This is a genomic window from Pseudomonas sp. PDM30, from assembly GCF_019218985.1.
Lineage (GTDB): Bacteria > Pseudomonadota > Gammaproteobacteria > Pseudomonadales > Pseudomonadaceae > Aquipseudomonas > Aquipseudomonas jessenii.
This window is the reverse complement of sequence record NZ_JAHUWM010000004.1, coordinates 229,876-254,544: the sequence shown is the minus strand read 5'-3', so window position 1 is coordinate 254,544 and position 24,669 is coordinate 229,876. Positions and strand designations below refer to the sequence as shown.

The following is a 24,669-nucleotide window of genomic DNA, read 5'->3' as shown; positions in this document are numbered from 1 at the left end:
TAAAAACAAAGCCAGGGCGTAACTTAATGAGCGTAAGCAATCCAACCCTGATCACGTTCGTGATCTACATCGCAGCAATGGTGCTGATCGGCTTGATGGCCTATCGCTCCACCAACAACCTTTCCGACTACATTCTGGGCGGTCGTAGCCTGGGCAGCGTCGTGACCGCACTGTCCGCCGGTGCCTCCGACATGAGCGGCTGGTTGTTGATGGGCTTGCCCGGCGCGATCTACATGTCCGGTCTGTCCGAAAGCTGGATCGCCATCGGCCTGATCGTCGGCGCCTACCTGAACTGGCTGTTCGTCGCCGGCCGTCTGCGTGTGCAGACCGAGCACAACGGTGATGCACTGACCCTGCCGGACTACTTCGCCAGCCGTTTCGAAGACAAAAGCGGCCTGCTGCGGATCATCTCCGCGGTCGTGATCCTAGTGTTCTTCACCATCTACTGTGCTTCCGGCATCGTAGCCGGCGCCCGTCTGTTCGAAAGCACCTTCGGCATGTCCTACGAGACTGCGCTGTGGGCCGGTGCTGCGGCGACGATTGCCTACACCTTTATCGGTGGTTTCCTGGCCGTGAGCTGGACCGATACCGTACAAGCCACCCTGATGATCTTCGCGTTGATCCTGACGCCGGTTATCGTGTTGCTGGCCACCGGCGGCGTCGACACCACTTTCCTGGCCATCGAAGCGCAAGATCCAAGCAACTTCGACATGCTCAAGGGCACCACTTTCATCGGCATCATCTCGCTGATGGGCTGGGGTTTGGGCTACTTCGGCCAGCCGCATATCCTGGCGCGTTTCATGGCTGCCGATTCGGTTAAATCGATCGCCAACGCCCGTCGCATTTCCATGACCTGGATGATCCTGTGCCTGGGCGGCACCGTGGCAGTCGGCTTCTTCGGTATCGCCTACTTCTCGGCGCACCCGGACGTGGCTGGCGCAGTCACCGAGAACCACGAGCGTGTGTTCATCGAACTGGCCAAGATCCTGTTCAACCCATGGATCGCGGGTATCCTGCTGTCGGCCATTCTGGCTGCCGTCATGAGCACCCTGAGCTGCCAGTTGCTGGTGTGCTCGAGCGCCCTGACCGAAGACTTCTACAAGACCTTCCTGCGTAAATCCGCTTCGCAGCTGGAACTGGTGTGGGTCGGCCGTGCCATGGTGTTGTTGGTTGCCCTGGTGGCGATCGCCCTGGCGTCCAACCCGGAAAACCGTGTACTGGGTCTGGTGAGCTACGCCTGGGCCGGTTTCGGTGCCGCATTCGGTCCGGTCGTGCTGATCTCCGTGATCTGGAAAGACATGACCCGCAACGGCGCACTGGCCGGTATCCTGGTCGGCGCGATCACCGTGATCGTCTGGAAACACTTCGAACTGCTGGGCCTGTACGAAATCATCCCTGGTTTCATCTTCGCCAGCCTGGCGATCTACTTCGTCAGCAAAATGGGCACGCCGACTGCCGGCATGTTCCAGCGTTTTGCTGCTGCTGAGGCGGACTATCGTTTGAACAAGTGATGAGTGATGGGTTGAACTCTTCCCGCCTCTGATAAAAGAACGGCTCGCAGCTTTAACAGTGCGGGCCGTTTTTTTTGCTTCTCCGATATCCGTGGTGCGAATTTTCCGGGCAGGGTCCTCGGACGTTTCCTTCAAAAAGTAGCGGTTTTCATGAACTGGTGCGACCGGAGATCCATCGATAGTCTTCGGTAGCCACTGACAACTCAGTGGTGGGGTGTAGGAACCCGTTAAGACCAGAAACGCTTTGACGTCGACACCTGATTTGCGGCCACTAACTTGCGCCCGTAAGATCTGTTTCGGCGGCTGTGCGCGGGCACGCTTCGGCGTGGTCGAGTTCTCTGGTCTCGATATTCCTACCCCGCGTATGGCTGCCACCCAAGCCTGTAGGAAGGCCGATGGTAGCCCTCACTTCTACCAGAGGTTTAAAAAATGAAAACGATTCACCCCGACCCACCCTACGTAAAGCCAATCCCCCATCCCGACAACCGCTTCATGGCATTGACCAGCAACTGCACCGATATGCCCACCCTGTCCATGCGCGGCTCGATCGAGTGCGAGTCCTTCATCCTCAGCGATTTCGCCTTGCTCTGCGCAATTACGTTGCGCGATGGCTGTGATGTGCTGGATGTGGTTGGGCGGCGGTTGCGGGCACGGCCTTCGGCGTAGCGCCGGGTGGCTTTTGTGGTGAGGGGGCTTGCCCCCGTTGGGTTGCGCAGCAACCCTGAGTTCAGCGACCCGGTGTTATCAGGCACACCGCAGTACTTGGGGTTGGCGACTGCTTTGCAGTCGAACGGGGGCAAGCCCCCTCGCCACAGGGCTTTGTAGTGCCTCACCGGCCGCTTGGCTGCCAACCCCTGACTTGCCGCCCGGTAAAAGGTAAACTTCCCGGCCTTCGCAGGAGCAGCCATGAATTATCGTCACGCCTTCCATGCCGGCAATCACGCCGATGTGTTCAAACACCTGACCTTGACCCGCCTCATCGCCCTGATGTCGCGCAAGGAGCAGCCGTTTGCCTATCTCGATACCCACGCCGGCATCGGTCTGTATGACCTACAGGGTGATCAGGCCAATCGTACCGGTGAGTACCTGGAAGGCATTGCGCGTTTGTGGGATCAGCCGGATCTGCCGATCCTGACCGCTGATTACATGCAGGTGCTGCACGAGATGAACCCGGATGGCCAGTTACGCTATTACCCGGGGTCGCCGGAGTTGGCGCGGCGTCTGACCCGCCCTCAGGACCGTGTGTTGCTCAACGAGAAACATCCGGAAGACGGCGTTTTGCTCAAGGACAACATGGCCGGTGATCGCCGGGTCAAGGTACACCTGGGTGAAGGCTGGCACGTGTCGCGGGCCTTGCTGCCGGTGCCGGAGAAGCGTGCGGTGATGTTGATCGATCCGCCGTTCGAGAAGCTCGACGAGATGCAGCGCTGTGCCGCGTCGTTGAAGGAAGCGATTGGCCGGATGCGTCAGACCGTGGCGGCAATCTGGTACCCGGTGAAGGATCAGCGCGCGCTGCGCCGCTTCTATCAGGACCTGGCCGGTACCGGTGCGCCGAAGTTGTTGCGGGTGGAGTTGCTGGTACATCCGCTGGATACGCCCAACAGCCTGAACGGGTCCGGGCTGGCGATCGCCAATCCGCCGTGGGGGCTGGAGGAAGAATTGCGTGAGCTGCTGCCTTGGTTGTCCGAGAAGCTTGGGCAGACCCAGGGTGGGTGGCGGATGGATTGGTTGATTGCCGAGAGTTGATCTGTAGGAGCGAGCTTGCTCGCGAAGGTCGTGAACGTTAACGCGTAAAACCGGATGCCCAGCGGCGTCCTTTGGTTTTTCGCGAGCGGGCTCGCTTCTACAGTCAATTGTCAGATCGGGCAGGTCACGCCTGTGCCGCCAATTCCGCAGTAGCCTTCCGGATTTTTCGCCAGGTATTGCTGGTGATACGTCTCGGCAAAGTAGACGGTCGGGGCCTGGTCGATTTCGGTGCTGATTTCACCGAGACCGGCCTTGGACAGCTCGGCCTGGTAGGTTTCCTTGCTCTTGAGCGCCGCGTCCAGTTGTTCCGGGCTAGTGGCGTAGATCACCGAACGGTACTGGGTGCCGATGTCATTGCCCTGGCGCATGCCTTGCGTCGGGTTGTGCAGTTCCCAGAACATCGCCAGCAGTTCTTCGTAGCTGACCTTGGCCTTGTCATACACCACCAGCACCACTTCGGCGTGACCGGTCAGGCCCGAGCAGACTTCTTCGTAGGTCGGGTTCGGTGTGAAACCGCCGGCGTAGCCGACCACGGTGCTGACCACGCCTTCACGCTGCCAGAAGCGGCGTTCCGCGCCCCAGAAGCAGCCGAGGCCGAAGATCGCGAAGTCGACATCTTCGAAGAACGGGCCGAGCAAGGGGGTGTCTTTAAACACAAAGTGCTTTTCAGGCAGGGTCATCGCGGTTTCGCGGCCAGGCAGAGCTTGTTCTTTAGTAGGGAGCACGTTTTTGTTCACCAGAATTTCCGAGCGCAGAACCATGATCAGTCCTCTCAGTCAGGTTGGGTTGTAAATAAACAGACTGTCAGTGTGCCCAATACCTGCCCGATACGCACTACCCCTGTAGGGGTGAGTCTGCTCGCGATAGCGGTGTGTCGGTGTCATGGGGGGATGACTGGTCCACCGCTATCGCGAGCAAGCTCGCTCCCACAGGTTTTTTGCCTGCCACAGAGTTTATGTCTGCCACAGGTTCTGTGTCTGTCAGGCGATTGGGCCACGCGGGTAGCGTTTGAGCTTGTCGATCAGCTCATTGCCCGGGATCGGACGGTCGAACAGGTAGCCCTGGCCGACGTCGCAGCGGTGACGGCGCAGGAACGACAACTGCTCGGCGGTTTCGATGCCTTCAGCCACGACCTTGAGTTTCAGGTTGTGGGCCATGGCGATCACCGCGGAGGTGATTTCCATGTCGTCCTGGTTGTCCGGGATTTCGTGGATAAAGCTTCGATCGATCTTGATGATGTCGATGGGGAATTTTTTCAAGTAACTGAGCGACGAGTAACCGGTGCCGAAGTCGTCCATGGCCAGGGTCAGGCCCAGGCGCTTGAGCTGGTCGAGCTGCAAGTGGGTGTCTTCGGTAGCCTCCAGCAGCAGGCCTTCGGTCAGCTCCAGCTCCAGTAAATGCGCCGGCAGGGCTTCTTCCTTGAGGATGTTGGCAATGGAGGCCACCAGGTCTGGGTCGGAAAACTGCTTGGGCGACAGGTTGATCGCCACTTGCAGGTTGCCCAGGCCGGCGGCGGTCAGCGCTTTGCTCATGCGGCAGGCCTGGCGGGCGATCCATTTTCCGATCGGAATGATCAGCCCGGTTTCCTCGGCGACGCTGATGAACTGATCCGGGCGGATCATGCCTTTTTCCGGATGGTCCCAGCGCAGCAGGGCTTCCATCCCCAGCAGGCGACCGCTGCGCAGGCACAGCTTGGGCTGGTAGAACACGTCGAGTTCGTTCTGGGTCAGGGCGCGGCGCAGGTTGTTTTCGACGAACAGCTTGTAGCTGGCCTCGGCGTTCAGCGCTTCGGTGAACACCTGCACCTGATGTTTGCCGTTGGCCTTGGCCTTGTGCAGCGCCAGCCCGGCATTGCGCATCAGGGTTTGCGGGTCGCGCCCGTGCAGTGGCGCACAGGCCAGGCCCACGGAGCCGGTGACGCTGATCAACTGGTTGTCGACGAACATCGGTTTGTCGAGGGTCGCCAGCAACTGGTTGGCCACTTGCTGGCCCGTCGTGAGGTCGCTGTTGTCCAGCAACACGGCGAATTCGTTACTGGCGAATCGCGCCAGGCTGCCGCTCGGGATCAGGCTGTTGCGCAGGCGCCGGGCCAGGCTGATCAGCAGTTTGTCGCCGGTCTGGTGGCCGAGGCTGTCGTTGATCCGCTTGAAGTTGTCGATGTCCACCAGCAACAGGCTGATCGGCGCGTCGCTGTCCCGAGCGAAGCGTTCATCGAGGTTGCGGATGAACGCCGGGCGGTTGCCGAGGTTGGTCAGGTTGTCGGTGTAGGCCAGGCGCTCGATACGTTGTTGGGCGAGCTTGGTCTGGGTGATGTCTTCGTAGATGCCGATGTAGTGGGTCAGCTCGCGGTTGTCGCCGTAAACCTTGGAGATCGACAATTGGCCCCAGTAGGGTTCGAGGTTTTTCCGGCGGCTCTTGAATTCACCTTGCCAACTGTTGCTCTTGGCCAGCGCCGAAGGTGCATCGAACAGCAGTTCGCTGAGGTTCTCCAGGGCCGGTAGTTCTGACAGCCGCTGACCGTGCACTTCTTCGGTGGAATATTGGGTGATCGCGGTGAAGCTCGGGTTGACGTATTCCACCACGCCATCGCAGTTGACCAGCAAAAAGGCGTTGGCACTTTGTTCGACCGCGCGCTGGAACAGGTGCAGGGCGCTGGTGGCGGTTCGCCGGTTGTGGTTGCTGATGACCTGGGCAAACTGGTCCGCCAGTTCTCCGGCGAACGCGATTTCATCCGATTGCCAGGCGCGGGTTGCCCCGGTTTGCTCCAGGCACAAAACGCCGACCACCTGGCCATCGACGCGGATACTGGCGTCGAGCATTGCGTTGACGTCCCGCGGGCGCAGGCTTTCGGCCATCTCCCGGGTGCGTGGGTCGCGCATGGCGTTATGGGCGTCGATGGCGCGGCCGGTGTGCAGGGCGTCGAGGTAATCGGGGAAAAGACTGACGTCGATCGGTTGCGGCAGCAGGTATTCCTGATTCGTGCGGTGATAGGCCGAGATCGGCACCAGCATCGAGCCTTCGAGGTGCCACAGGCTGGCACTGTCGATTTCGTAGATGTCGCAGGCGCTGCGGGTGATCAGCTCGGCGGCTTCGCGCAAGGAGTTGTTGCTGCTGTAGCGTTGACGGGTGAGTAGCAGGATCAGATCCTGCTGGGCCCGCACCCGCTCCAGATGCAGCAGTTGCTCCTGCTGGGCGCGCTGATTGAGTTCCAGGGCGATTTGCAGGCGCGAGTTCTGGGTTTCAAGGTCCATGGCCGGTTGCAGCGGGTCATCCTCGAACAGGCCGTCGATGACCAGCAGGTAGCCGCGCAACAGGTGTCGATTGTGTTGTTTGTAGGCTTCGCCCAGCTCCAGCAGAGTCAGGGAGCCAGCGGCGGTGTGCAGGGTATAGCGGATCAGGTAGTGCGGGCTTTCAGTCAGCTGTTGCTGGACTGCGTCGTGCAGTTGATAGCGCGCTAGCGGCTCCATCAGGCTGGCGTAGGGCGAGCCCACCAGCGCACACAGTTCCACGGCTGGCAGGCCGAACTGGCGTTCGCAATTGGGATCGAGAAACAGCAGCGCCCAGCTGGGTTCATTAAGCCGTTCGAAACGCAGCATGCCGAGCCGCGAGGGCACAGGCAACTGCGTCACTACCTCGGCCACCATACGGCTGGCGGCATCGGGCTGGCTTTTCATGGAGGGAAACTCGCTTCGAATATGCTGAACGCGCTGGGCTCTCGCCCTCTTTACTGTTGCCTGCGGCAAGGTTGCATCATTGCGACACCGACTGACAAGAGAGATGAAGGCCAAGTGCTATAAGAATATGTCGGCAGACGACAAGTTTTCTTCAGTCGGTGGCAAAAAGTATTGCCAGTCGCTGAAAAATCGCAGTTTTGCAAGTATTGCCAGTGACTGCGATCTGTTTCCGGGTCAGCGAATCGGGATGCCAATGGACTGCAAATGCTTGCCCTCCCGGTCGTGGAAATTCACCTGAAGCTGCCCGGCATCGACGACCAGGTGTGCAAAATTATCCTGGCTGATCACCTTGCTGGTCAGTTCATGTCGATAGTCGCCTGCGGCGGTGCGGACCAGGGGGGGATCGAGGACGAATGTGGCGGTCGTGGCATAGGGCAGCATTTTGCTGTTGCACAGCGGTGACGAGACGATGGTGTGGACCTCGAAGTCCGCATCCTCGCTGTGGCTCAGCCGACTGGTCAGCGAGCCGTGGACATCGCCGGAAATGAAGAAGACATTCTTGATGCGGTGTGTGCGGATGGTCTCCAGCAACCGTAGCCGTTGCTCTGGAAAGGCCTGCCAGGCGTCATCATCCGTGCGTTTGCGGTCAGGGTAGAACATGACACTGGTGACCACGAATTTGACCCGTGCCGGGCTGTGGATCAGCCAGTCGCACAAGGCTTGTTCCTGGGCTGCGTCGAGAATGCGTCGGTCAGTGGCCGACAGATTGCGTCGGGTCCGACTGTCGGTAACAAACCATTCGATATCACCTTCAGTAAATTGATACCAGTATTTGTCCAGTCGTTTATTTGTCAGCCCATCATCAGTTAGTGCATGGGCAGGACTATGACTGGCCTGATACAACTCATAGGCCCTGATTGCGTTTGCATATAAGTACTCATCGGACTTGCTCTTGTTGGCGGGCCAGTTGTCCTCTATTTCATGGTCGTCAAGGATCATGTAAGTGGGCAGATTGGACATTAACCTTGCGATATTTATCTGCGAAAACGCCACGCGATATTTATGGAGGATTTCCTTGAGTTCCCGATCAGGGGCAATAATGTTCAAGTCATCGACATAGATTTGGTCTCCCGTCATCACCAGCGCGCTGACGGGAGGATTGGCTTGCTCCACCAAACGTGAAATCGAAGCAAAGACTCTGTCGCCCAAGTGAGGGGCGGATGCTATGCCTGCGGTCATGCGCAGGTATCGGCAAGAGCCGACAATGTAGGCCCTTGGCAGGCTGGACTGGCTGGAACGGGTACGCAAGTGATAAACCTGCCGTGACCATTGCAGCGGCAGCTCCTTCACCGTGTCGACGGTGTGCGCCGGGCTGGTCAGGCTGAACCACCCGGCCTGATATTCATAGTCGGAGTCGGCGGACAGGTTGTTCAGCACGATAACTTCGCACATGTCGTGCTCGGGTTCGAGTTTCGCAAAGTTACCTTTTGACCAGTGATCTTCACCTTGTCGTCTATAGCGAATGCCAGCAAATACCAAGGTGTCTTTATTGTGTCCGCCGCGTAAAAAAATACGGGCGTGATTAGTTGTGGTGTGGCCAAGAATCGGGCCGACAGTTGGTTTGAACATGTTTGAGTCCATTCGGCTGCTAATGAATTAGTCAGATGGTTGTTTCGGATGTAATAAGTAGTCTTCCAGCCAAGACTAGTTATTTGACCCGGAAAAATATCTGGCAGAAATGGACTCGAGTTGTGGGCGGTATCAGCCACAAATGTAGGAAGACGTTTTAAGTATTAACTTCAGGCAAAAAAAGCCCCGCCAAATTGGCGGGGTTGAGGTACGAGCGTGGCGCTCGGAAACGTGGAACGCAACAGGCCCTCAGGAGAAGGAGGGCCGGTCGGTATTACAGGAGCATGGTGCGGATGTCGCCCAGCAGATCGCTCAGACGCTTGGTGAAGCGTGCAGCAGCGGCGCCGTTGATCACACGGTGATCGTAGGACAGCGACAGCGGCAGCATCAGTTTCGGCTGGAAGGCTTTGCCGTCCCAGACTGGCTGGATGGTTGCCTTGGAAACACCGAGGATCGCCACTTCCGGCGCGTTGACGATCGGCGTGAAGCCGGTGCCGCCAATGTGGCCGAGGCTGGAAATGGTGAAGCAGGCGCCTTGCATCTCGTCCGACGAGAGCTTCTTGGTCCGGGCTTTTTCAGCCAGGGAAGCAGCCTCGGCGGCCAATTGCAGCAGGCTCTTCTGGTCGACGTTCTTGATGACCGGTACCAGCAGGCCATCCGGGGTGTCGACGGCGAAGCCGATGTTCACGTATTTCTTGCGGATGATCGCTTTGCCGCTTGGCGCCAGCGAGCTGTTGAAGTCCGGCAGTTCCTTGAGCAGGTGCGCGCAGGTCTTGAGCAGCAACGGCAGGATGGTCAGCTTGACGCCGGCCTTCTCTGCAACGGCTTTCTGGGCAACACGGAACGCTTCGAGCTCGGTGATATCCGCCGAGTCGAATTGCGTCACGTGCGGTACGTTCAGCCAGCTGCGATGCAGGTTGGCGGCGCCGACCTGCATCAGGCGGGTCATCGGCACTTCTTCGATTTCACCGAAGCGGCTGAAGTCCACGACCGGAATCGGCGGGATGCCCGCGCCACCGCTTGCGCCAGCAGCAGCGGCCGGTGCTTCCTTGGCCTTCTGCATCATGGCTTTGACGTAAACCTGCACGTCTTCCTTCAGGATGCGACCGTGCGGGCCGCTGGCGCCAACGGCGCTCAGCTCGACGCCGAATTCGCGGGCCAGTTGACGCACGGCAGGGCCGGCGTGAACTTTTGCACCAGGCTTGGCTGGAGCAGCAACCGGGGCAGCAGCAGGAGCAGCGGCAGCCGGAGCAGCAGCGGCTGGAGCCGGAGCGCTCGGAGCAGCAGCGGCAGGTGCGGTCGCAGCAACAGGTGCAGCAGGAGCGGCGCCTTTGACTTTCAGTTTCAGGATCAGGTCGCCGGTTCCGACTTCGTCGTCGAGCTTGATGGAAACGCTTTCCACCACGCCAGCGGCTGGCGACGGGATTTCCATGCTCGCCTTGTCGGATTCCAGGGTGATCAGCGACTGGTCGGCCACAACGGTGTCGCCGGCTTTGACCAGGACTTCGATGATCTTGGCCTTGCCCGCCGAACCGATGTCCGGAACATGGATGTCCTGAACGCTGTCGGCCACTGGAGCGGCCGGGGCTGCGGCAGCAGCAGGTGCAGCGGCGGGTGCCGGAGCGGCAGCCTGGGCCGGAGCAGCAGCCGGAGCAGCAGCACCCGCCACTTCCAGATCCAGGATCAGGTCGCCGGTGCCGACTTCGTCGTTGAGCTTGACGCTGATGGCCTTGACCACGCCAGCGGCAGGCGACGGGATTTCCATGCTCGCCTTGTCGGATTCCAGGGTGATCAGCGACTGATCAGCCGCGACGGTGTCGCCGACCTTGACCTGGATCTCGATGATCTGGGCCTTGCCCGACGAACCGATGTCCGGCACGTGCACTTGCTGAACGCTGGCAGCGGCCGGCGCAGCAGGAGCAGGAGCAGGAGCGGCGGCAGGTGCAGCAGCCGGTTTGGCTTCAGCCTTGGCCGCCGGTGCGGCAGCCGCAGGGGCCGCAGCAGCGGCACCTTCGACTTCCAGCTCCAGCAGTTCGTCGCCTTCTTTCAGGCGATCGCCCAGCTTCACTTTCAGGCTCTTGATGATACCGGCCTTCGGCGCAGGCACTTCCATGCTCGCCTTGTCCGACTCAAGTGTCAGGATGCTCTGGTCGGCTTCGATACGGTCGCCGACCTTCACAAACAGTTCAATTACTTCACCTTCACCGCTGCCGATGTCAGGTACGCGAATGAGTTCGCTCACAGAATCTCTCCTCAGCAGTCCAGTGGGTTGCGTTTTTCCGGGTCGATCCCGAACTTGGCGATGGCTTCAGCCACCACTTTAGGTTCGATATCGCCACGGTCAGCCAGTGCTTCCAGGGCTGCCAACACCACGAAATGACGGTCGACTTCGAAGAAATGACGCAGTTTCTTGCGGCTGTCGCTGCGGCCGAAACCGTCGGTGCCCAGGACTTTGAATTCCTTGGACGGTACCCACTGACGGATCTGCTCGGCGAACAGTTTCATGTAGTCGGTAGAGGCAATGACCGGACCTTGACGGCCGTTCAGACACTCTTCCACATAGCTCAGCTTAGGCTTCTGGCCAGGGTGCAGACGGTTGGTGCGCTCAACGGCCAGGCCGTCGCGACGCAGTTCGTTGAAGCTGGTAACGCTCCACACGTCGGCGCCGACGTTGAACTGTTCACGCAGGATCTTCGCTGCTTCACGGACTTCACGCAGGATGGTGCCGGAGCCCATCAGCTGAACGTGGTGCGCCGCTTCGCGGTTGTCTTCTTCGAGCAGGTACATGCCTTTCTTGATGCCTTCTTCGGCACCGGCCGGCATGGCTGGCTGCTGGTACGACTCGTTCATCACGGTGATGTAGTAGAAGACGTCCTGTTGCTCTTCGGTCATCTTCTTCATGCCGTCCTGAATGATCACCGCCAACTCGTAGCCGTAGGTTGGATCGTAGGTGCGGCAGTTCGGGATGGTCGCGGCCAGCAGGTGGCTGTGACCGTCTTCGTGTTGCAGGCCTTCACCGTTCAGGGTGGTACGGCCGGCGGTGCCGCCGATCAGGAAGCCACGGGTGCGGCTGTCGCCAGCGGCCCAGGCCAGGTCGCCGATACGCTGGAAGCCGAACATCGAGTAGAAGATGTAGAACGGCAGCATCGGCTGGTTGTGGCTGGAGTACGAAGTACCGGCAGCGATGAAGGAGCTCATGGCGCCCGCTTCGTTGATGCCTTCTTCGAGGATCTGGCCCTTCTGGTCTTCCTTGTAGAACATCACCTGGTCTTTATCGACTGGCTCGTAGAGCTGGCCGACGGAGGAGTAGATGCCCAACTGACGGAACATGCCTTCCATACCGAAGGTACGGGCTTCGTCCGGGATGATCGGTACGATGCGTGGACCGATTTCCTTGTCCTTGACCAGTTGCGCGAGGATCCGCACGAAGGCCATGGTGGTGGAGATTTCGCGGTCGCCCGAGCCGTCCAGGATCGCCTTGAGGGTTTCCAGTGGCGGGGTCGGGATGTTGAAGCTCTTGGCGCGACGCTGAGGTACGAAGCCGCCCAGTGCGGTACGGCGCTCGCTCAGGTAACGGGCTTCGGCGCTGCCTTCTTCCGGTTTGAAGAATGGCAGGTTTTCCAGTTCATCGTCCTTGACCGGGATGTCGAAGCGGTCGCGGAACAACTTCAGGCTGTCGACGTCGACTTTCTTGGTGTTGTGCGCAGTGTTCTTCGCTTCGCCGGCACCGGTGCCATAACCCTTGATGGTCTTGGCCAGGATGACGGTCGGTTGTTCTTTGTGGTTGACCGCTTCGTGGTACGCCGCGTAGACCTTGTACGGGTCGTGGCCGCCACGGTTGAGTTTCCAGATCTCGTCGTCGGACAGATCTTCGACCATCGCCTTGAGTTCTGGCGTGTTGAAGAAGTGTTCACGTACGAACGCGCCGTCTTTGGCTTTGTAGTTCTGGTACTCGCCGTCGATGACTTCGTCCATGCGGCGTTGCAGGATGCCGTCGACGTCCTTGGCCAGCAGTGGGTCCCAGAAACGGCCCCAGATGACTTTGGTCACGTTCCACTGAGCACCGCGGAACACGCCTTCGAGTTCCTGAATGATCTTGCCGTTGCCGCGAACCGGGCCGTCGAGGCGCTGCAGGTTGCAGTTGATGACGAAGATCAGGTTGTCCAGCTTCTCGCGGCCGGCCAGGGAGATAGCGCCTAGGGATTCCGGCTCGTCGCACTCGCCATCGCCCAGGAAGCACCAGACTTTCTGTTTGCCTGGCTGGATGAAACCACGGTGTTCCAGGTACTTCATGAAGCGTGCCTGGTAGATCGCCTGGATCGGGCCCAGCCCCATGGATACGGTCGGGAACTGCCAGAAGTCAGGCATCAGCCAAGGGTGCGGGTAGGACGACAGGCCCTGACCGTCGACTTCCTGGCGGAAGTTGTTCATCTGGTCTTCGGTGATGCGGCCTTCCATGAATGCGCGGGCGTAAACGCCTGGCGAGGTGTGGCCCTGGAAGTAGATCAGGTCGCCGCCGTGTTCTTCGGTCGGGGCCTGGAAGAAGTAGTTGAAGCCGATGTCATACAGGGTCGCACTGGAGGCGAAGCTGGAGATGTGACCGCCGAGGTCAGAATCCTTCAGGTTCGTACGCATTACCATGGCCATCGCGTTCCAGCGTACCAGCGAGCGAATGCGGCGTTCCATGAACAGGTCGCCAGGCATGCGTGCTTCGTGGGTTACCGGGATGGTGTTGCGGTAAGGCGTGGTGATGGCGTAAGGCAACTGCGAACCGCTGCGGGTCGCCAGTTCACCCATACGGGTCATCAAATAGTGAGCACGGTCTTCGCCTTCTTTGTCGAGAACCGATTCCAGGGCGTCCAGCCATTCCTGGGTTTCGACGGGATCGAGGTCTTGCATGGCTTGCTCCAGGGCGGAAAGGCTACCAGAATCGGTTGCCTGAGTTAGCGACTGGCCTTGTGGGCAGACGTTATGAATTCTTGGATTGCCGACAGGTTGTTCCGGCGGCGTGTAGTTTTACTACAAATCATCCGGCATTTCAGCCCGTCTAATGTATATACGAGTAGTAAAACTACAGAAGAGCGGCTTGTGGCCCCCGGCTGCGTTGTGAGAATAATCGTTAAGGTTGGTCTTTTTCCAACTACAAAAGGTAAAAGCTTGATGCTGGCTGCCAAAATAAAAGAAATTTCAGCTATTTCTAACTTTTGTTCGACACTCCCTCAGGTAGTGGGTTTTCGAAAACCACTACATGCAGCCCGTTGCACGCCGATCAAGGATAGACCATGAGCCTCCCTTCGCTTGCCGAACTGCCCGCCATTCTCCTGCCGTTTGTCACCCGTGCCGAGCAGTCGTTCCGGGCTGCCGTCGCCGCTCTGGACGATGACCACGGGCTGTCCGCCTGGACGCCGGAACGCTGGGCGCAATTTTCCCGCGTCACCGCCGCCAGCGATTTCGTGATTGAACAGTGTGTTCGTGACCCTTTGATGTTGCTGGGGCTGGTGCAGTCCGGCGAACTGGACCGCGGCTTCGCTCCCGGTGAGTTGTGCGGGCAGATCGCGGCCGCCGCGAACGTGGCCGAGACCGATGATCAGCTTGGCCGCGCCTTGCGCCGCCAGCGTGCACGCCATCAGGTGCGGATCATCTGGCGCGACCTGACCCGCCAGGCCGATTTGATCCAGACCTGCCGCGACCTTTCGGACATGGCCGATGCCAGCATCGATCAGGCCTATCAATGGTTGTACGTGCGGCATTGCCAGCAGTTCGGCGTGCCGACCGGGCGGCGCAGCGGCGAGCCGCAGCAGATGGTCATTCTCGGCATGGGCAAGCTCGGTGCCGTGGAGCTGAACCTGTCATCGGACATCGACCTGATTTTTGCCTATCCCGAGGGTGGCGAAACAGTTGGCGTCAAACGCCCGCTGGATAACCAGGAGTTTTTCATCCGTCTGGGCCAGCGGCTGATCAAGGCCCTGGACCCGATGACCGTCGACGGCTTTGTATTTCGCGTCGACATGCGTTTGCGTCCCTACGGTTCGGCGGGCGCGCTGGTGCTGAGCTTCAACGCGCTGGAGCAGTATTACCAGGATCAGGGGCGCGACTGGGAACGCTACGCGATGATCAAGTCGCGGGTGGTGGCCGGGGATCAAGTAGCCGGCGCGCAACTGCAAGAGATGCTGCGGCCATTCGTTTACCGGCGTTACCTCGACTTTTCCGCCATCGAAGCGCTGCGCACCATGAAGCAGCTGATCCAGCAGGAAGTGCGGCGCAAGGGCATGGCCGACAACATCAAGCTCGGTTCCGGCGGTATTCGCGAAGTCGAGTTTATTGCCCAGGCGTTCCAGTTGATCCACGGCGGCCGCGATCTGAGCTTGCAGCAGCGCCCACTATTAAAGGTGCTGAGCACGCTGGAAGGTCAGGGGTACCTGCCGCCGAACGTGATCAGCGAGCTGCGTGAAGGTTACGAATTCCTGCGTTACACCGAACACGCGATTCAGGCGATTGCCGATCGCCAGACGCAAATGTTGCCCGATGGCGAGCAGGATCAGGCGCGCATTGCCTTTATGCTGGGCTTCGCGAACTGGACGGCGTTCCACGAACAACTGATGTATTGGCGCGGCCGAGTGGCCTGGCACTTCGGGCAGGTGATCGCCGATCCCGATGAAGAACAGGGCGCCGAAAGCGAAGTGGTGGTCGGCGGTGAGTGGTTGCCGCTGTGGGAAGAGGCCCAGGACGATGAGGCCGCCTGCCGTCAACTGGAAGAGGGTGGTTTCAAGGATGCCCCAAAAGCCTTGAAAGCCCTGGCTGGCTTGCGCGGCAGCCCGCAATTGAGGGCGATGCAGCGTCTGGGTCGCGAACGTCTCGATGCTTTTATTCCGCGTTTGCTGGCACAGGCCGTGGAACATGACAATCCGGACCTGGTACTGGAACGGGTGCTGCCGCTGGTCGAAGCCGTGGCCCGTCGTTCCGCGTACCTGGTGCTGTTGACCGAGAACCCCAGTGCGTTGCGGCGTTTGCTGACGCTGTGCGCGGCGAGCCCGTGGATCGCCGAGCAAATCACCCGCTTCCCGCTGCTGCTCGACGAATTGCTCAACGAAGGTCGGCTGTTCAAACCGCCACTGGCGCCAGAACTGGCGGCAGAGTTGCGCGAGCGCCTGACACGGATTCCCGAGGACGACCTCGAACAGCAAATGGAAGCTCTGCGCCATTTCAAGCTGGCGCACCGCTTGCGAGTGGCCGCCTCGGAAATCGCCGGCAGCCTGCCGCTGATGAAAGTCAGCGATTACCTGACCTGGCTCGCCGAGGCAATCCTGGAGCAAGTGCTGGCACTGGCCTGGCGGCAAACCGTGGCCAAGTACGGCACGCCGCTGCGCACCGATGGCACCTTGTGCGATCCCGGCTTCATCATTGTCGGTTATGGGAAAGTCGGCGGCCTGGAACTCGGGCATGGTTCGGACCTGGACCTGGTGTTCATCCACGATGGCGATCCACAGGCTGAAACCGATGGAGCCAAACCCATCGATGGCGCGCAATTTTTCACCCGATTGGGGCAGCGGATCATTCACTTGCTGACGGCGCAGACCAACTCCGGGCAGTTGTATGAAGTGGACATGCGTCTGCGACCGTCCGGGGCGTCGGGCTTGCTGGTGAGTTCCCTGGGTGCGTTTGCCCGCTATCAGGAAAACGAGGCCTGGACCTGGGAGCATCAGGCATTGGTGCGCGCGCGGGTGTTGGTGGGCAGTCAGGATGTCGGCCAGGCCTTCGAGAAAGTCCGTGCCACGATATTGGGCAAAACACGTGATCTGCCGACCCTGCGCCAGGAAGTCAGCGAGATGCGTGCCAAGATGCGCGATAACCTCGGCAGCAAGAGCACCGCGGCCGGCACCGGGGCAAATGCCTTCGAAGCCACGGCGCCGTTCGATATCAAGCAGGACGCCGGAGGTATCGTCGATATTGAATTTATGGTGCAATACGCGGCCCTGGCGTGGTCCGAAACACACCCGCCATTGCTACGCTGGACGGACAACATCCGCATTCTGGAAGAGCTGGAGCATGAAGGGTTGATGCCCGTCGAAGATGCCAGCCTGTTGCGTGAAGCGTATAAAGCGTACCGTTCCGCCGCCCACCGGCAGGCCTTGCAGAAGGACCCCGGGGTGATTCCGGGCGATCAGTTCGCGGACGAACGGCGGCAGGTCATGAGGATCTGGCGTGAGCTGGGGCTAAGCTGAAACGGGATATTTGATACGCCAATATTCCCTGTAGGAGCGAGCTTGCTCGCGATGGTCGTTAACGATAACGCGGCGAGCCTGACACCCTGAGGGGTTTCAGGTTCATCGTCGGATCGCCGCCCGGAGCAAGCTCGCTCCTACAGTAGTAGATTTGCGTTGTTCTGTAGAATTTTCGAGGCGGGGAGGCGTAGGCCTCCCCGGTTCGTTTATGGAAACCACATGAAAATTCTGATCGTTGGGCCCAGTTGGGTCGGTGACATGGTGATGGCGCAGACACTTTTCCAGTGTCTGAAACAACGCCACCCGCAATGCGAAATCGACGTGCTGGCCCCCGAGTGGAGCCGGCCGATTCTTGAACGCATGCCCGAAGTTCGCCAGGCCTTGAGCTTTCCGCTCGGTCACGGTGTCCTGGAGCTGGCAACGCGTCGGCGCATCGGCAAATCCCTGGCTGGCCAGTACGACCAGGCGATCCTGTTGCCCAATTCCCTGAAGTCGGCGCTGGTGCCGTTCTTTGCCGGCATCCCGAAGCGCACCGGCTGGCGTGGCGAGTTTCGCTATGGCCTGCTCAATGACGTGCGCACGCTGGACAAGGATCGTTATCCGCTGATGATCGAGCGCTTCATGGCCCTGGCTTACGAGCCGGGCTTTGAGTTGCCAAAGCCGTATCCACGTCCGAGCCTGCAGATCGACCCGGTTACCCGCGAAGCGGCGCTTGCCAAGTTCGGCCTGACCCTCGACCGCCCAGTGTTGGCCCTGTGCCCCGGCGCCGAGTTTGGTGAGTCCAAGCGTTGGCCGTCCGAGCATTACGCCAAGGTTGCCGAAGCGAAGATCCGCGAAGGCTGGCAAGTCTGGCTGTTCGGTTCGAAAAACGACCACGCCGTGGGCGAAGACATCCGCGCGCGGCTGATTCCCGGCCTGCGTGAAGAATCGGTCAACCTCAGCGGCGGCACCTCGCTGGCCGAAGCCATCGACCTGATGTCCTGCTCCGATGCGGTGGTGTCCAACGACTCCGGCCTGATGCACGTTGCCGCCGCCCTGAATCGCCCATTGGTGGCAGTCTACGGCTCGACGTCGCCAGGTTTCACGCCACCGTTGGCCGAGCACGTCGAAGTCGTTCGCCTGGGCATCGAGTGCAGTCCATGCTTCGACCGCACCTGCCGTTTCGGCCATTACAACTGCCTGCGCCAACTCATGCCGCAAGCGGTGAACGAAGCCCTGCAGCGGTTGCAAGGCACTCCGGTCGAGGTCAAATAGCTTGCGGGTTCTGTTGATCAAGACTTCTTCGCTGGGCGACGTCATTCATGCGTTGCCGGCGTTGACCGACGCGGCGCGGGCGATCCCCGGCATCAAATTCGACTGGGTGGTGGAAGAAGGCTTTGCCGAGATCCCGACCTGGCATCCGGCGGTGGGCAAGGTGATTCCGGTGGCGATACGTCGCTGGCGCAAAAACATCTGGCAGACCATCAAGAGCGGTGAGTGGAAGCGCTTCAAGCAAAGCGTTCGCGCCACGAAATATGACTTGGTGATTGACGCTCAGGGCTTGCTGAAAAGCGCCTGGCTGACCCGTTACGTCAAGGCGCCGGTGGCCGGCCTCGATAAAAACTCTGCACGCGAACCCATCGCTGCGCGCTTTTACGATCGACGCCTGGCCGTTGCCCGCGGGCAGCACGCGGTGGAGCGAGTGCGTCAGTTGTTCGCCATCGCGTTGGGCTATGACTTGCCCAAAGGCCTGGGTGACTACGGCCTGAATATCGAGCGCCTGGTGGAATTGCCGCGCAAGAATCCGTACGTGGTGTTTCTGCACGGCACCACCTGGGACACCAAGCACTGGCCCGAAGCCTATTGGCGTGAGCTGACCGAGCGGGTCGGCTACCTGGGCGTAGGGGTGAAACTGCCGTGGGGCAATGCGCTGGAGAAAGCCCGGGCCGAGCGCATCGCAGCCGGTTTCAAACACGCCGAGGTGTTGCCCAAACTGAACCTGGCCGGTGTCGGCAAGGTACTGGCGGGCGCGCAAGCTTGCGTGGCGGTGGACACCGGTCTGGGTCATTTGGCCGCCGCGCTGGATGTGCCGACGCTGTCGCTGTTCGGCCCGACCAATCCAGGCCTGACCGGCGCCTATGGCAAGGTGCAGATTCACCTGGCCAGCGACTTCCCTTGTGCGCCGTGCCTGCAAAAGAAATGCACTTATCAACCGACGGCTGAAGATGCCCGTCAGTTTGACCTGAAACGCGAGTGGCCGTTGTGCTTCACGCGTCTGAATCCCGAGCGTGTCGCGAGCCGACTGAGCACGTTGTTAATGGCTGAGGAGCTGCGCTGATGCAATTGGCATTTGTCTTGTACAAGTATTTTCCATTTGGCGGCTTGCAGCGCGATTTCATGCGAATCGCCCTGGAGTGCCAGAAGCGCGGCCATCAGATTCGCGTCTACACGCTGATTTGGGAAGGCGACGTACCGCCGGGTTTCGAAGTGCTGGTGGCGCCGGTCAAGGCGTTCTTCAACCATCGGCGCAACGAAAAGCTCAGCGAATGGATGGAAGCGGACCTGGCCAAGCGCCCGGTCGACCGCCTGATCGGCTTCAACAAGATGCCGGGCCTGGACGTCTACTACGCCGCCGACGGCTGTTTCGAAGACAAGGCGCAGAACCTGCGTAACTCGCTGTATCGCCGCTGGGGCCGCTATCGCCACTTCGCCGAATACGAGCGGGCGGTGTTTGCCAAAGAGGCGAAGACCGAAGTGCTGATGATTTCCGAGGTCCAGCAACCGCTGTTCATCAAGCATTACGACACGCCGCTGGAGCGCTTTCACCTGCTGCCACCGGGTATCGCCCAGGATCGGCGTCGGCCGGCCGATGCCGATGAAATTCGTGCCAGGTTCCGCGCTGAATTCAATCTCAAGGACGATGAACTGCTGCTGGTGCAGATCGGCTCCGGGTTCAAGACCAAGGGCGTCGATCGCAGCCTCAAGGCGTTGGCGGCATTGCCCGCTGATCTTAAGAAGCGCACCCGGCTGTTTGTAATTGGCCAGGATGACCCCAAGTTATTCCAGATGCAGAGCGCGACCTTGGGGCTGGGTGACAACGTCACGTTCCTCAAAGGGCGCAGTGACATTCCGCGTTTCCTGTTGGGTGCCGATCTGTTGATCCACCCGGCGTACAACGAGAATACCGGCACCGTGCTGCTCGAAGCCCTGGTGGCCGGCTTGCCGGTGCTGGTGAGCGCGGTGTGCGGTTACGCCCATTACATCGCCGAGGCCGATGCTGGCCTGGTGCTGGACGAACCGTTCGATCAGGCACAGCTGACGCAGTACCTGACCGGCATGTTGAACGACGCTCAAGCAAGGGCGGCCTGGAGCCGCAATGGTCTGGCCTTCGCCGAAACGGCCGACCTCTACAGCATGCCGCAGCACGCGGCGGATGTGATTCTGGCGGAGCACGCTTAAATGAAGTTGATGCTGGCTGAACCGTTCAAGAGCCTCTGGGCCGGACGCGACCCGTTCGCCGAAGTCGAGGGGCTCAAGGGCGAGGTGTACCGCGAGCTGGAAGCACGCCGGACATTACGCACGGAAGTCGACGGCAACGGGTTTTTCGTGAAAATCCACCGTGGCATCGGCTGGGGCGAAATATTCAAGAACCTGCTGACGGCCAAGCTTCCTGTACTGGGTGCCGGTCAGGAGTGGAAGGCGATTCAGCGCCTGCAGGAAGTGGGCGTGCCGACCATGACCGCCGTCGCATATGGCGAGAAGGGCCGTAACCCGGCCGATCAACATTCGTTCATCGTCACCGAAGAGCTGGCGCCAACGGTCAGCCTGGAAGATTTCAGCATCAACTGGACCCGGCAGCCACCGGAGCCAAAACTCAAGCGCGCACTGATCGCTGAAGTTGCGCGCATGACCGGCATGATGCACCGCGCCGGGGTCAACCACCGCGACTGCTACATCTGCCATTTCCTGCTGCACACCGACAAACCGGTGACCGCCGACGACTTCAAGCTTTCGGTGATCGACCTGCACCGTGCCCAGACCCGCCCGGCGATCACCTTGCGCTGGCGCAACAAGGACCTGGCTGCCCTGTACTTTTCCGCGCTGGACATCGGCCTGACCCGCCGCGACAAGCTGCGTTTCCTCAAAGGCTATTTCCAGCTACCGCTACGACAGATCCTGTGTGAAGAGGCAGCTTTGCTGGCATGGCTCGACGGCAAGGCCAACAAGCTCTACGAGCGTAAACAGCGATACGGGGATGCGCTCTGATGTCGGGTTGGAAGCTGGAACCGGCCTACAGCGAGCTGGCCGATGACTTCGGCAGCCTCGAGGCTGTGTTTGCGCTGCAAGGCGAGCGTTTGACCCGTGACGCGCTCTCGGAGGTCATCCGTGTCGAGCGCAATGGCGTCAACTATTACGTCAAACGGTATGTGGGCGCCGGCAAAGGCTTGCGACGTTACCTGGGCAAGCCTCGGGTGAAGATGGAATGGCAGAACCTCAAGCGCTTTGCCAAGTGGGGTATCCCCACTGCCGAAGTGGTGGCCTGGGGGCTGGAGCGGCGCGGTGCGGCCTACGCTCGCGGCGCGATGATTACCCGGGAGCTGCCGGGTACCGAGGACTTGTCGGCACTGGCCGAGCGCCACGACCCGAAGCTGTCGGACCGCGCCTGGGTCGATACCGTCAGTCGTCAGCTGGCCCAATACACCCGGACCATGCACGACCACCGCTTCACCCATAATGATTTGAAGTGGCGCAACCTACTGATCGACGATCAGGCTCGAGTGTTTTTGATCGATTGCCCCAACGGCGATTTCTGGCGCGGTTTCTGGCTCAAGTACCGTATTACCAAGGATCTGGCGTGCCTGGACAAGGTCGCCAAATATCAATTGTCGGCTACACAGCGCCTGCGCTTTTACCTGCAATACCGCAACCGGACCCGGCTCAACGCTGCGGACAAAAAACGCATCCGGCACGTGGTGAGATTTTTCGAGGGACGCGAATGACTGACTTTCTGGCCGCTGAAGACCGTGCGCTGCTTGAGCGCCATGGCCTCGGCACGTTCGAGGCACTCTGGACCAAACAGCTCGATGCGGTGGACGAACCCAACACCGGTGGCGGCGGCTGGAGCAGCGTGTTTCGGCTGGACCTGGAAGGTCATGGTTTCTACCTCAAGCGTCAAAGCAACTACCTGACCCGCACCTTGCGCGCACCGTTCGGCGAGCCGAGTTTCGCTCGCGAGTTTCGCAACATCTCCCGTTACCGGAAGATGGGCATTCCGGCGCTCGAAGCGGTGTTCTACGGGGAGCGCAAGGTCAATGGCGAGGTCCGCGCGATCCTGCTGACCCGTGCGCTGGACGGTTGGGACGACCTCGACTCGCTGTTGCAGCGCTGGACTCAATTGAGCCCTGAGCAGCACTCGGAAATCCTCAAGGCCAGTGGCGAACTGGCCCGGCAGCTGCACGCCGCACGCCAGGTGCATGGGTGCTTCTATCCCAAGCACATTTTCATGCGCGCCACCGGCAACGGCTATCAGGCTCAATTGATCGACCTGGAAAAGACCCGACCGCTGCTGTACGGGCAGCGTGACCGAATCAAGGATCTGGAGCCGCTGACGCGCCGTGCGCCCGAGTGGGGCGAGTCGCAACTGCGGCAATTGCTGGCCGCCTATCTGGATCAGCCGCAGGACAGCTCGCTGATCGATAGCTGGCTGCAGCGATTGACTGCGCGGCGTAGCCAAAAGAGGCCGCGCTGATGCGTTTATCCGAACTGAAGACCGCAGGCCGCACTCCCGTTTTGCCGCTGAGCGTTTCGTTGGCCGACGCCGCCGGCCCCGCCGAGCTGCAACTGCTGAGCTTGTTGCGGGTGTTGCCGGGGCAGCGTTATGTCGGTGCCGGCGTCTGGCGTGGCCGGCCGGTGTTGGCCAAATTGCTGGTCGGCAGCAAGGCTGCACGGCATTTTCAGCGCGAACTGGATGGCGTGCGCCTGCTCTCTGCCCAGGGGCTGACCACGCCGCAGCTGTTGGCCGATGGCCTGAAGGACGGCGAGGGTGGCTGGCTGCTGTTTGATTTCCTTGAGCATGCCGAAAGCCTGGGCGACACCTGGATGCAGGTGGAGCAGCAGCCCGTACTGTCCGATGGGCAAGGGGCGGTGCTGGCCGAGGCGTTGGGCGCGATCGGCCAGATGCATCGCAAGGGCCTGTGGCAGGAAGACCTGCACCTGGACAATTTGCTGCGCCAGGGCGGTCGCCTGTACCTGATCGATGGCGCAGGTATCTGCTGCGAGACACCTGGCCAGCCGCTGTCCCGGCAGAAGGTCCTGGAAAACCTCGGGGTGTTCTTCGCCCAGTTGCCGAAGTCGATTGAACCCTTCATTGAAGAGTTGCTGGTGTATTACCTGCTTAGCAACGGCGAACACGCCTTACCCATGGAGGCGTTGCAGAAGCAGATCGACAAGGTCCGCAGTTGGCGCCTCAAGGACTTCCTGATCAAGGTCGGCCGCGAGTGCACGCTGTTCAGCGTCCAGCGCGGAGCCTTCGGGTTGCGGGCGATTCGCCGCGAGGAAGTGCCGTCGATGGTGCCTGTGCTGGAGCAGGCCGATGCCTTGCTCGATCAAGGGCACCTGTACAAGACCGGCGGTGCGGCGAGCGTCGGCAAGGTCGAGGTGGATGGCCGCACGCTCGTGATCAAGCGCTACAACATCAAGGGTTTTGCCCACTGGCTCAAGCGCTTCTGGCGCCCGAGCCGGGCCTGGCATTCATGGCGCGAAGGCAACCGCCTGGCGTTCCTCGGGATTGCCACGCCCAAGCCGCTGGCGTTGCTGGAAAAGCGTTTCCTGTGGCTGCGTAGCCGGGCTTACCTGATCACCGAGTACCTGCCGGGGCCGGACATCATCGAGCGTTTTGCGCCGTATGTGGAGCGTGGTGATGCGCCGGAAGCCGAGCTGGCGGCACTGGATCATCTGTTCGCCGAGTTGATTCGTCTACGCATCAGCCATGGCGATTTCAAGGGGCATAACCTGTTCTGGCAGCGGGATCGCTGGGCGTTGATCGACCTCGATTCGATGTGCCAGCACGGCTCCCTCGGCAGTTTCTCCCCGGCGTATGCAAGGGATCGCGCGCGGTTCATGCGCAATTGGCCTGAAGGCAGTGCCCTTTATCAGGTCATTGATCAGCGTCTTCCCAAGGACATCTCCAGCGCTGCTTAAACCGCTATCGCGAGCAAGCTCGCTCCCACACTGAATCTTTGTCGGGCACATATTTTGTGTGCGGCCGAGAACCACTGTGGGAGCGAGCTTGCTCGCGATGAGGCCGGTACTGCCAACCGAGAAAGCAGACAAGTTCTTGTGAACCGTCCTACGCGATCTTGGGAAGTCATGAACTGTGGCCCAAATCGCCCGGATGCTAGTTTGCCTGACGTTCTCGGAGGGCAGGCAGTGACGATCAAAATGGCAGTTTCAGCGGGTGTTTTATCAGTGTCGCTAACGGGGTGCGGGACCGCCGCCACCGTCCTGCAGGATGAAGCCCAAGCCGCGCAGGGGCTGCGTCGGCAAAAGACCTATTGCCAATCCATTCCACGGGTCTACAGCGGCCTTGCCTACGACTTCTGTGTCTTGAATGCACCGCCAGACCCTACGGGTATCCTTGTGCCGCTCGTATTGGTGGATCTGGCCGTGTCTGGCGCGCTGGATACCGTTGTCTTGCCGTACACGATTTACCGGCAAAGCGTGGACGGCAGTATCTCCATCTATTGGCGGCCTGCGCGCGGATAAAAAATGCCGTGAGGTCCCGGCCGTGGTTGCATGCCGCTTGCTGCTAGAGGTTTGCCGCCGCTTTTACGCTATAATCCCGCCCTTTAGCTGTCTCTCGCTCATTGCGAGGGCACATTAATTTTTGAGGCGCTTGCGCCTGCATGC

17 protein-coding genes are annotated in these 24,669 nt (G+C 60.3%); 12 read left to right on the top strand and 5 right to left on the bottom strand.

Annotation, left to right across the window (positions count from 1 at the left end; all coding sequences use genetic code 11):
- Positions 1-26: 26 nt before the first annotated feature.
- The 3 genes from putP (at position 27) to KW840_RS11720 (ending at position 3,257) form a co-directional block, all read left to right on the top strand.
- Positions 27-1,511 carry a sodium/proline symporter PutP gene (putP, locus tag KW840_RS11730; protein ID WP_057712300.1) on the top strand — a complete coding sequence of 495 codons (1,485 nt, stop codon included), beginning with the start codon at positions 27-29 and terminating at the stop codon, positions 1,509-1,511.
- 429 nt (positions 1,512-1,940) lie between these two features.
- Positions 1,941-2,177: a hypothetical protein gene (locus KW840_RS11725; RefSeq protein WP_218495210.1), complete on the top strand. Its 237-nt coding sequence runs from the start codon at positions 1,941-1,943 to the stop codon at positions 2,175-2,177.
- Between the two features lie 240 nt (positions 2,178-2,417).
- Positions 2,418-3,257 carry a 23S rRNA (adenine(2030)-N(6))-methyltransferase RlmJ gene (locus KW840_RS11720; RefSeq protein WP_057712298.1) on the top strand — a complete coding sequence of 280 codons (840 nt, stop codon included), beginning with the start codon at positions 2,418-2,420 and terminating at the stop codon, positions 3,255-3,257.
- A gap of 110 nt (positions 3,258-3,367) precedes the next feature.
- Here KW840_RS11720 and msrA read toward each other — a convergent pair whose 3' ends face one another.
- The 5 genes from msrA to aceE form a co-directional block, all read right to left on the bottom strand.
- Entirely contained in the window at positions 3,368-4,018 is a 651-nt protein-coding gene (msrA, locus tag KW840_RS11715; RefSeq protein WP_057712297.1) for a peptide-methionine (S)-S-oxide reductase MsrA, read from the bottom strand.
- Positions 4,019-4,237: 219 nt separating this feature from the next.
- Positions 4,238-6,931 carry a bifunctional diguanylate cyclase/phosphodiesterase gene (locus KW840_RS11710; RefSeq protein WP_090452761.1) on the bottom strand — a complete coding sequence of 898 codons (2,694 nt, stop codon included), beginning with the start codon at positions 6,929-6,931 and terminating at the stop codon, positions 4,238-4,240.
- Between the two features lie 234 nt (positions 6,932-7,165).
- Entirely contained in the window at positions 7,166-8,560 is a 1,395-nt protein-coding gene (locus KW840_RS11705) for an alkaline phosphatase D family protein (RefSeq protein ID WP_218495209.1), read from the bottom strand.
- 274 nt (positions 8,561-8,834) lie between these two features.
- On the bottom strand, positions 8,835-10,802 hold the full coding sequence (gene aceF / locus KW840_RS11700; RefSeq protein ID WP_218495208.1) for a dihydrolipoyllysine-residue acetyltransferase: 1,968 nt from the start codon (positions 10,800-10,802) through the stop codon (positions 8,835-8,837).
- Between the two features lie 11 nt (positions 10,803-10,813).
- Positions 10,814-13,459: a pyruvate dehydrogenase (acetyl-transferring), homodimeric type gene (aceE, locus tag KW840_RS11695; protein ID WP_057712293.1), complete on the bottom strand. Its 2,646-nt coding sequence runs from the start codon at positions 13,457-13,459 to the stop codon at positions 10,814-10,816.
- 383 nt (positions 13,460-13,842) lie between these two features.
- On the opposite strand from aceE, the gene glnE reads away from it, so the two are divergent.
- The 9 genes from glnE to KW840_RS11650 all read left to right on the top strand — a co-directional run bounded on the left by glnE (position 13,843) and on the right by KW840_RS11650 (position 24,525).
- On the top strand, positions 13,843-16,782 hold the full coding sequence (glnE, locus tag KW840_RS11690; protein WP_218495207.1) for a bifunctional [glutamate--ammonia ligase]-adenylyl-L-tyrosine phosphorylase/[glutamate--ammonia-ligase] adenylyltransferase: 2,940 nt from the start codon (positions 13,843-13,845) through the stop codon (positions 16,780-16,782).
- 219 nt (positions 16,783-17,001) lie between these two features.
- Positions 17,002-18,036 (top strand): lipopolysaccharide heptosyltransferase II, encoded by a 1,035-nt coding sequence (gene waaF / locus KW840_RS11685; protein ID WP_057712291.1) that lies wholly within the window; start codon positions 17,002-17,004, stop codon positions 18,034-18,036.
- A 1-nt stretch (position 18,037) separates the two neighbouring features.
- Entirely contained in the window at positions 18,038-19,099 is a 1,062-nt protein-coding gene (gene waaC, locus KW840_RS11680; protein ID WP_046039742.1) for a lipopolysaccharide heptosyltransferase I, read from the top strand.
- Positions 19,099-20,220, top strand: a complete 1,122-nt coding sequence (locus tag KW840_RS11675; protein ID WP_218495206.1) for a glycosyltransferase family 4 protein — start codon at positions 19,099-19,101, stop codon at positions 20,218-20,220. The genes waaC and KW840_RS11675 overlap by 1 nt, the downstream gene beginning before the upstream one ends.
- Complete coding sequence (rfaP, locus tag KW840_RS11670; protein ID WP_218495205.1) at positions 20,221-21,027, top strand: lipopolysaccharide core heptose(I) kinase RfaP; 807 nt, start codon at positions 20,221-20,223, stop codon at positions 21,025-21,027.
- A complete protein-coding gene (locus KW840_RS11665) occupies positions 21,027-21,761 on the top strand; it encodes a lipopolysaccharide kinase InaA family protein (RefSeq protein WP_218495204.1) in 735 nt (244 codons plus the stop codon). Before rfaP ends, KW840_RS11665 begins: the two co-directional genes overlap by 1 nt.
- Positions 21,758-22,510, top strand: a complete 753-nt coding sequence (locus KW840_RS11660; protein ID WP_090452769.1) for a lipopolysaccharide kinase InaA family protein — start codon at positions 21,758-21,760, stop codon at positions 22,508-22,510. The genes KW840_RS11665 and KW840_RS11660 overlap by 4 nt, the downstream gene beginning before the upstream one ends.
- Positions 22,510-23,961, top strand: a complete 1,452-nt coding sequence (locus KW840_RS11655; protein WP_218495203.1) for a lipopolysaccharide kinase InaA family protein — start codon at positions 22,510-22,512, stop codon at positions 23,959-23,961. Before KW840_RS11660 ends, KW840_RS11655 begins: the two co-directional genes overlap by 1 nt.
- A gap of 228 nt (positions 23,962-24,189) precedes the next feature.
- Positions 24,190-24,525 carry a YceK/YidQ family lipoprotein gene (locus tag KW840_RS11650; RefSeq protein WP_079246814.1) on the top strand — a complete coding sequence of 112 codons (336 nt, stop codon included), beginning with the start codon at positions 24,190-24,192 and terminating at the stop codon, positions 24,523-24,525.
- The last annotated feature ends 144 nt before the right edge of the window (positions 24,526-24,669 follow it).

Excerpts from the sequence above, each read along its gene's own strand:
- KW840_RS11655 (WP_218495203.1), top strand. The coding sequence starts at position 22,510 with ATGCGTTTATCCGAACTGAAGACCGCAGGCCGCACTCCCGTTTTGCCG.
- KW840_RS11710 (WP_090452761.1), bottom strand. The coding sequence starts at position 6,931 with ATGAAAAGCCAGCCCGATGCCGCCAGCCGTATGGTGGCCGAGGTAGTG.
- waaF (WP_057712291.1), top strand. The coding sequence starts at position 17,002 with ATGAAAATTCTGATCGTTGGGCCCAGTTGGGTCGGTGACATGGTGATG.
- KW840_RS11705 (WP_218495209.1), bottom strand. The coding sequence starts at position 8,560 with ATGTTCAAACCAACTGTCGGCCCGATTCTTGGCCACACCACAACTAAT.
- KW840_RS11665 (WP_218495204.1), top strand. The coding sequence starts at position 21,027 with ATGTCGGGTTGGAAGCTGGAACCGGCCTACAGCGAGCTGGCCGATGAC.
- KW840_RS11725 (WP_218495210.1), top strand. The coding sequence starts at position 1,941 with ATGAAAACGATTCACCCCGACCCACCCTACGTAAAGCCAATCCCCCAT.
- msrA (WP_057712297.1), bottom strand. The coding sequence starts at position 4,018 with ATGGTTCTGCGCTCGGAAATTCTGGTGAACAAAAACGTGCTCCCTACT.
- rfaP (WP_218495205.1), top strand. The coding sequence starts at position 20,221 with ATGAAGTTGATGCTGGCTGAACCGTTCAAGAGCCTCTGGGCCGGACGC.
- putP (WP_057712300.1), top strand. The coding sequence starts at position 27 with ATGAGCGTAAGCAATCCAACCCTGATCACGTTCGTGATCTACATCGCA.
- KW840_RS11720 (WP_057712298.1), top strand. The coding sequence starts at position 2,418 with ATGAATTATCGTCACGCCTTCCATGCCGGCAATCACGCCGATGTGTTC.
- KW840_RS11675 (WP_218495206.1), top strand. The coding sequence starts at position 19,099 with ATGCAATTGGCATTTGTCTTGTACAAGTATTTTCCATTTGGCGGCTTG.
- KW840_RS11660 (WP_090452769.1), top strand. The coding sequence starts at position 21,758 with ATGACTGACTTTCTGGCCGCTGAAGACCGTGCGCTGCTTGAGCGCCAT.
- glnE (WP_218495207.1), top strand. The coding sequence starts at position 13,843 with ATGAGCCTCCCTTCGCTTGCCGAACTGCCCGCCATTCTCCTGCCGTTT.
- aceE (WP_057712293.1), bottom strand. The coding sequence starts at position 13,459 with ATGCAAGACCTCGATCCCGTCGAAACCCAGGAATGGCTGGACGCCCTG.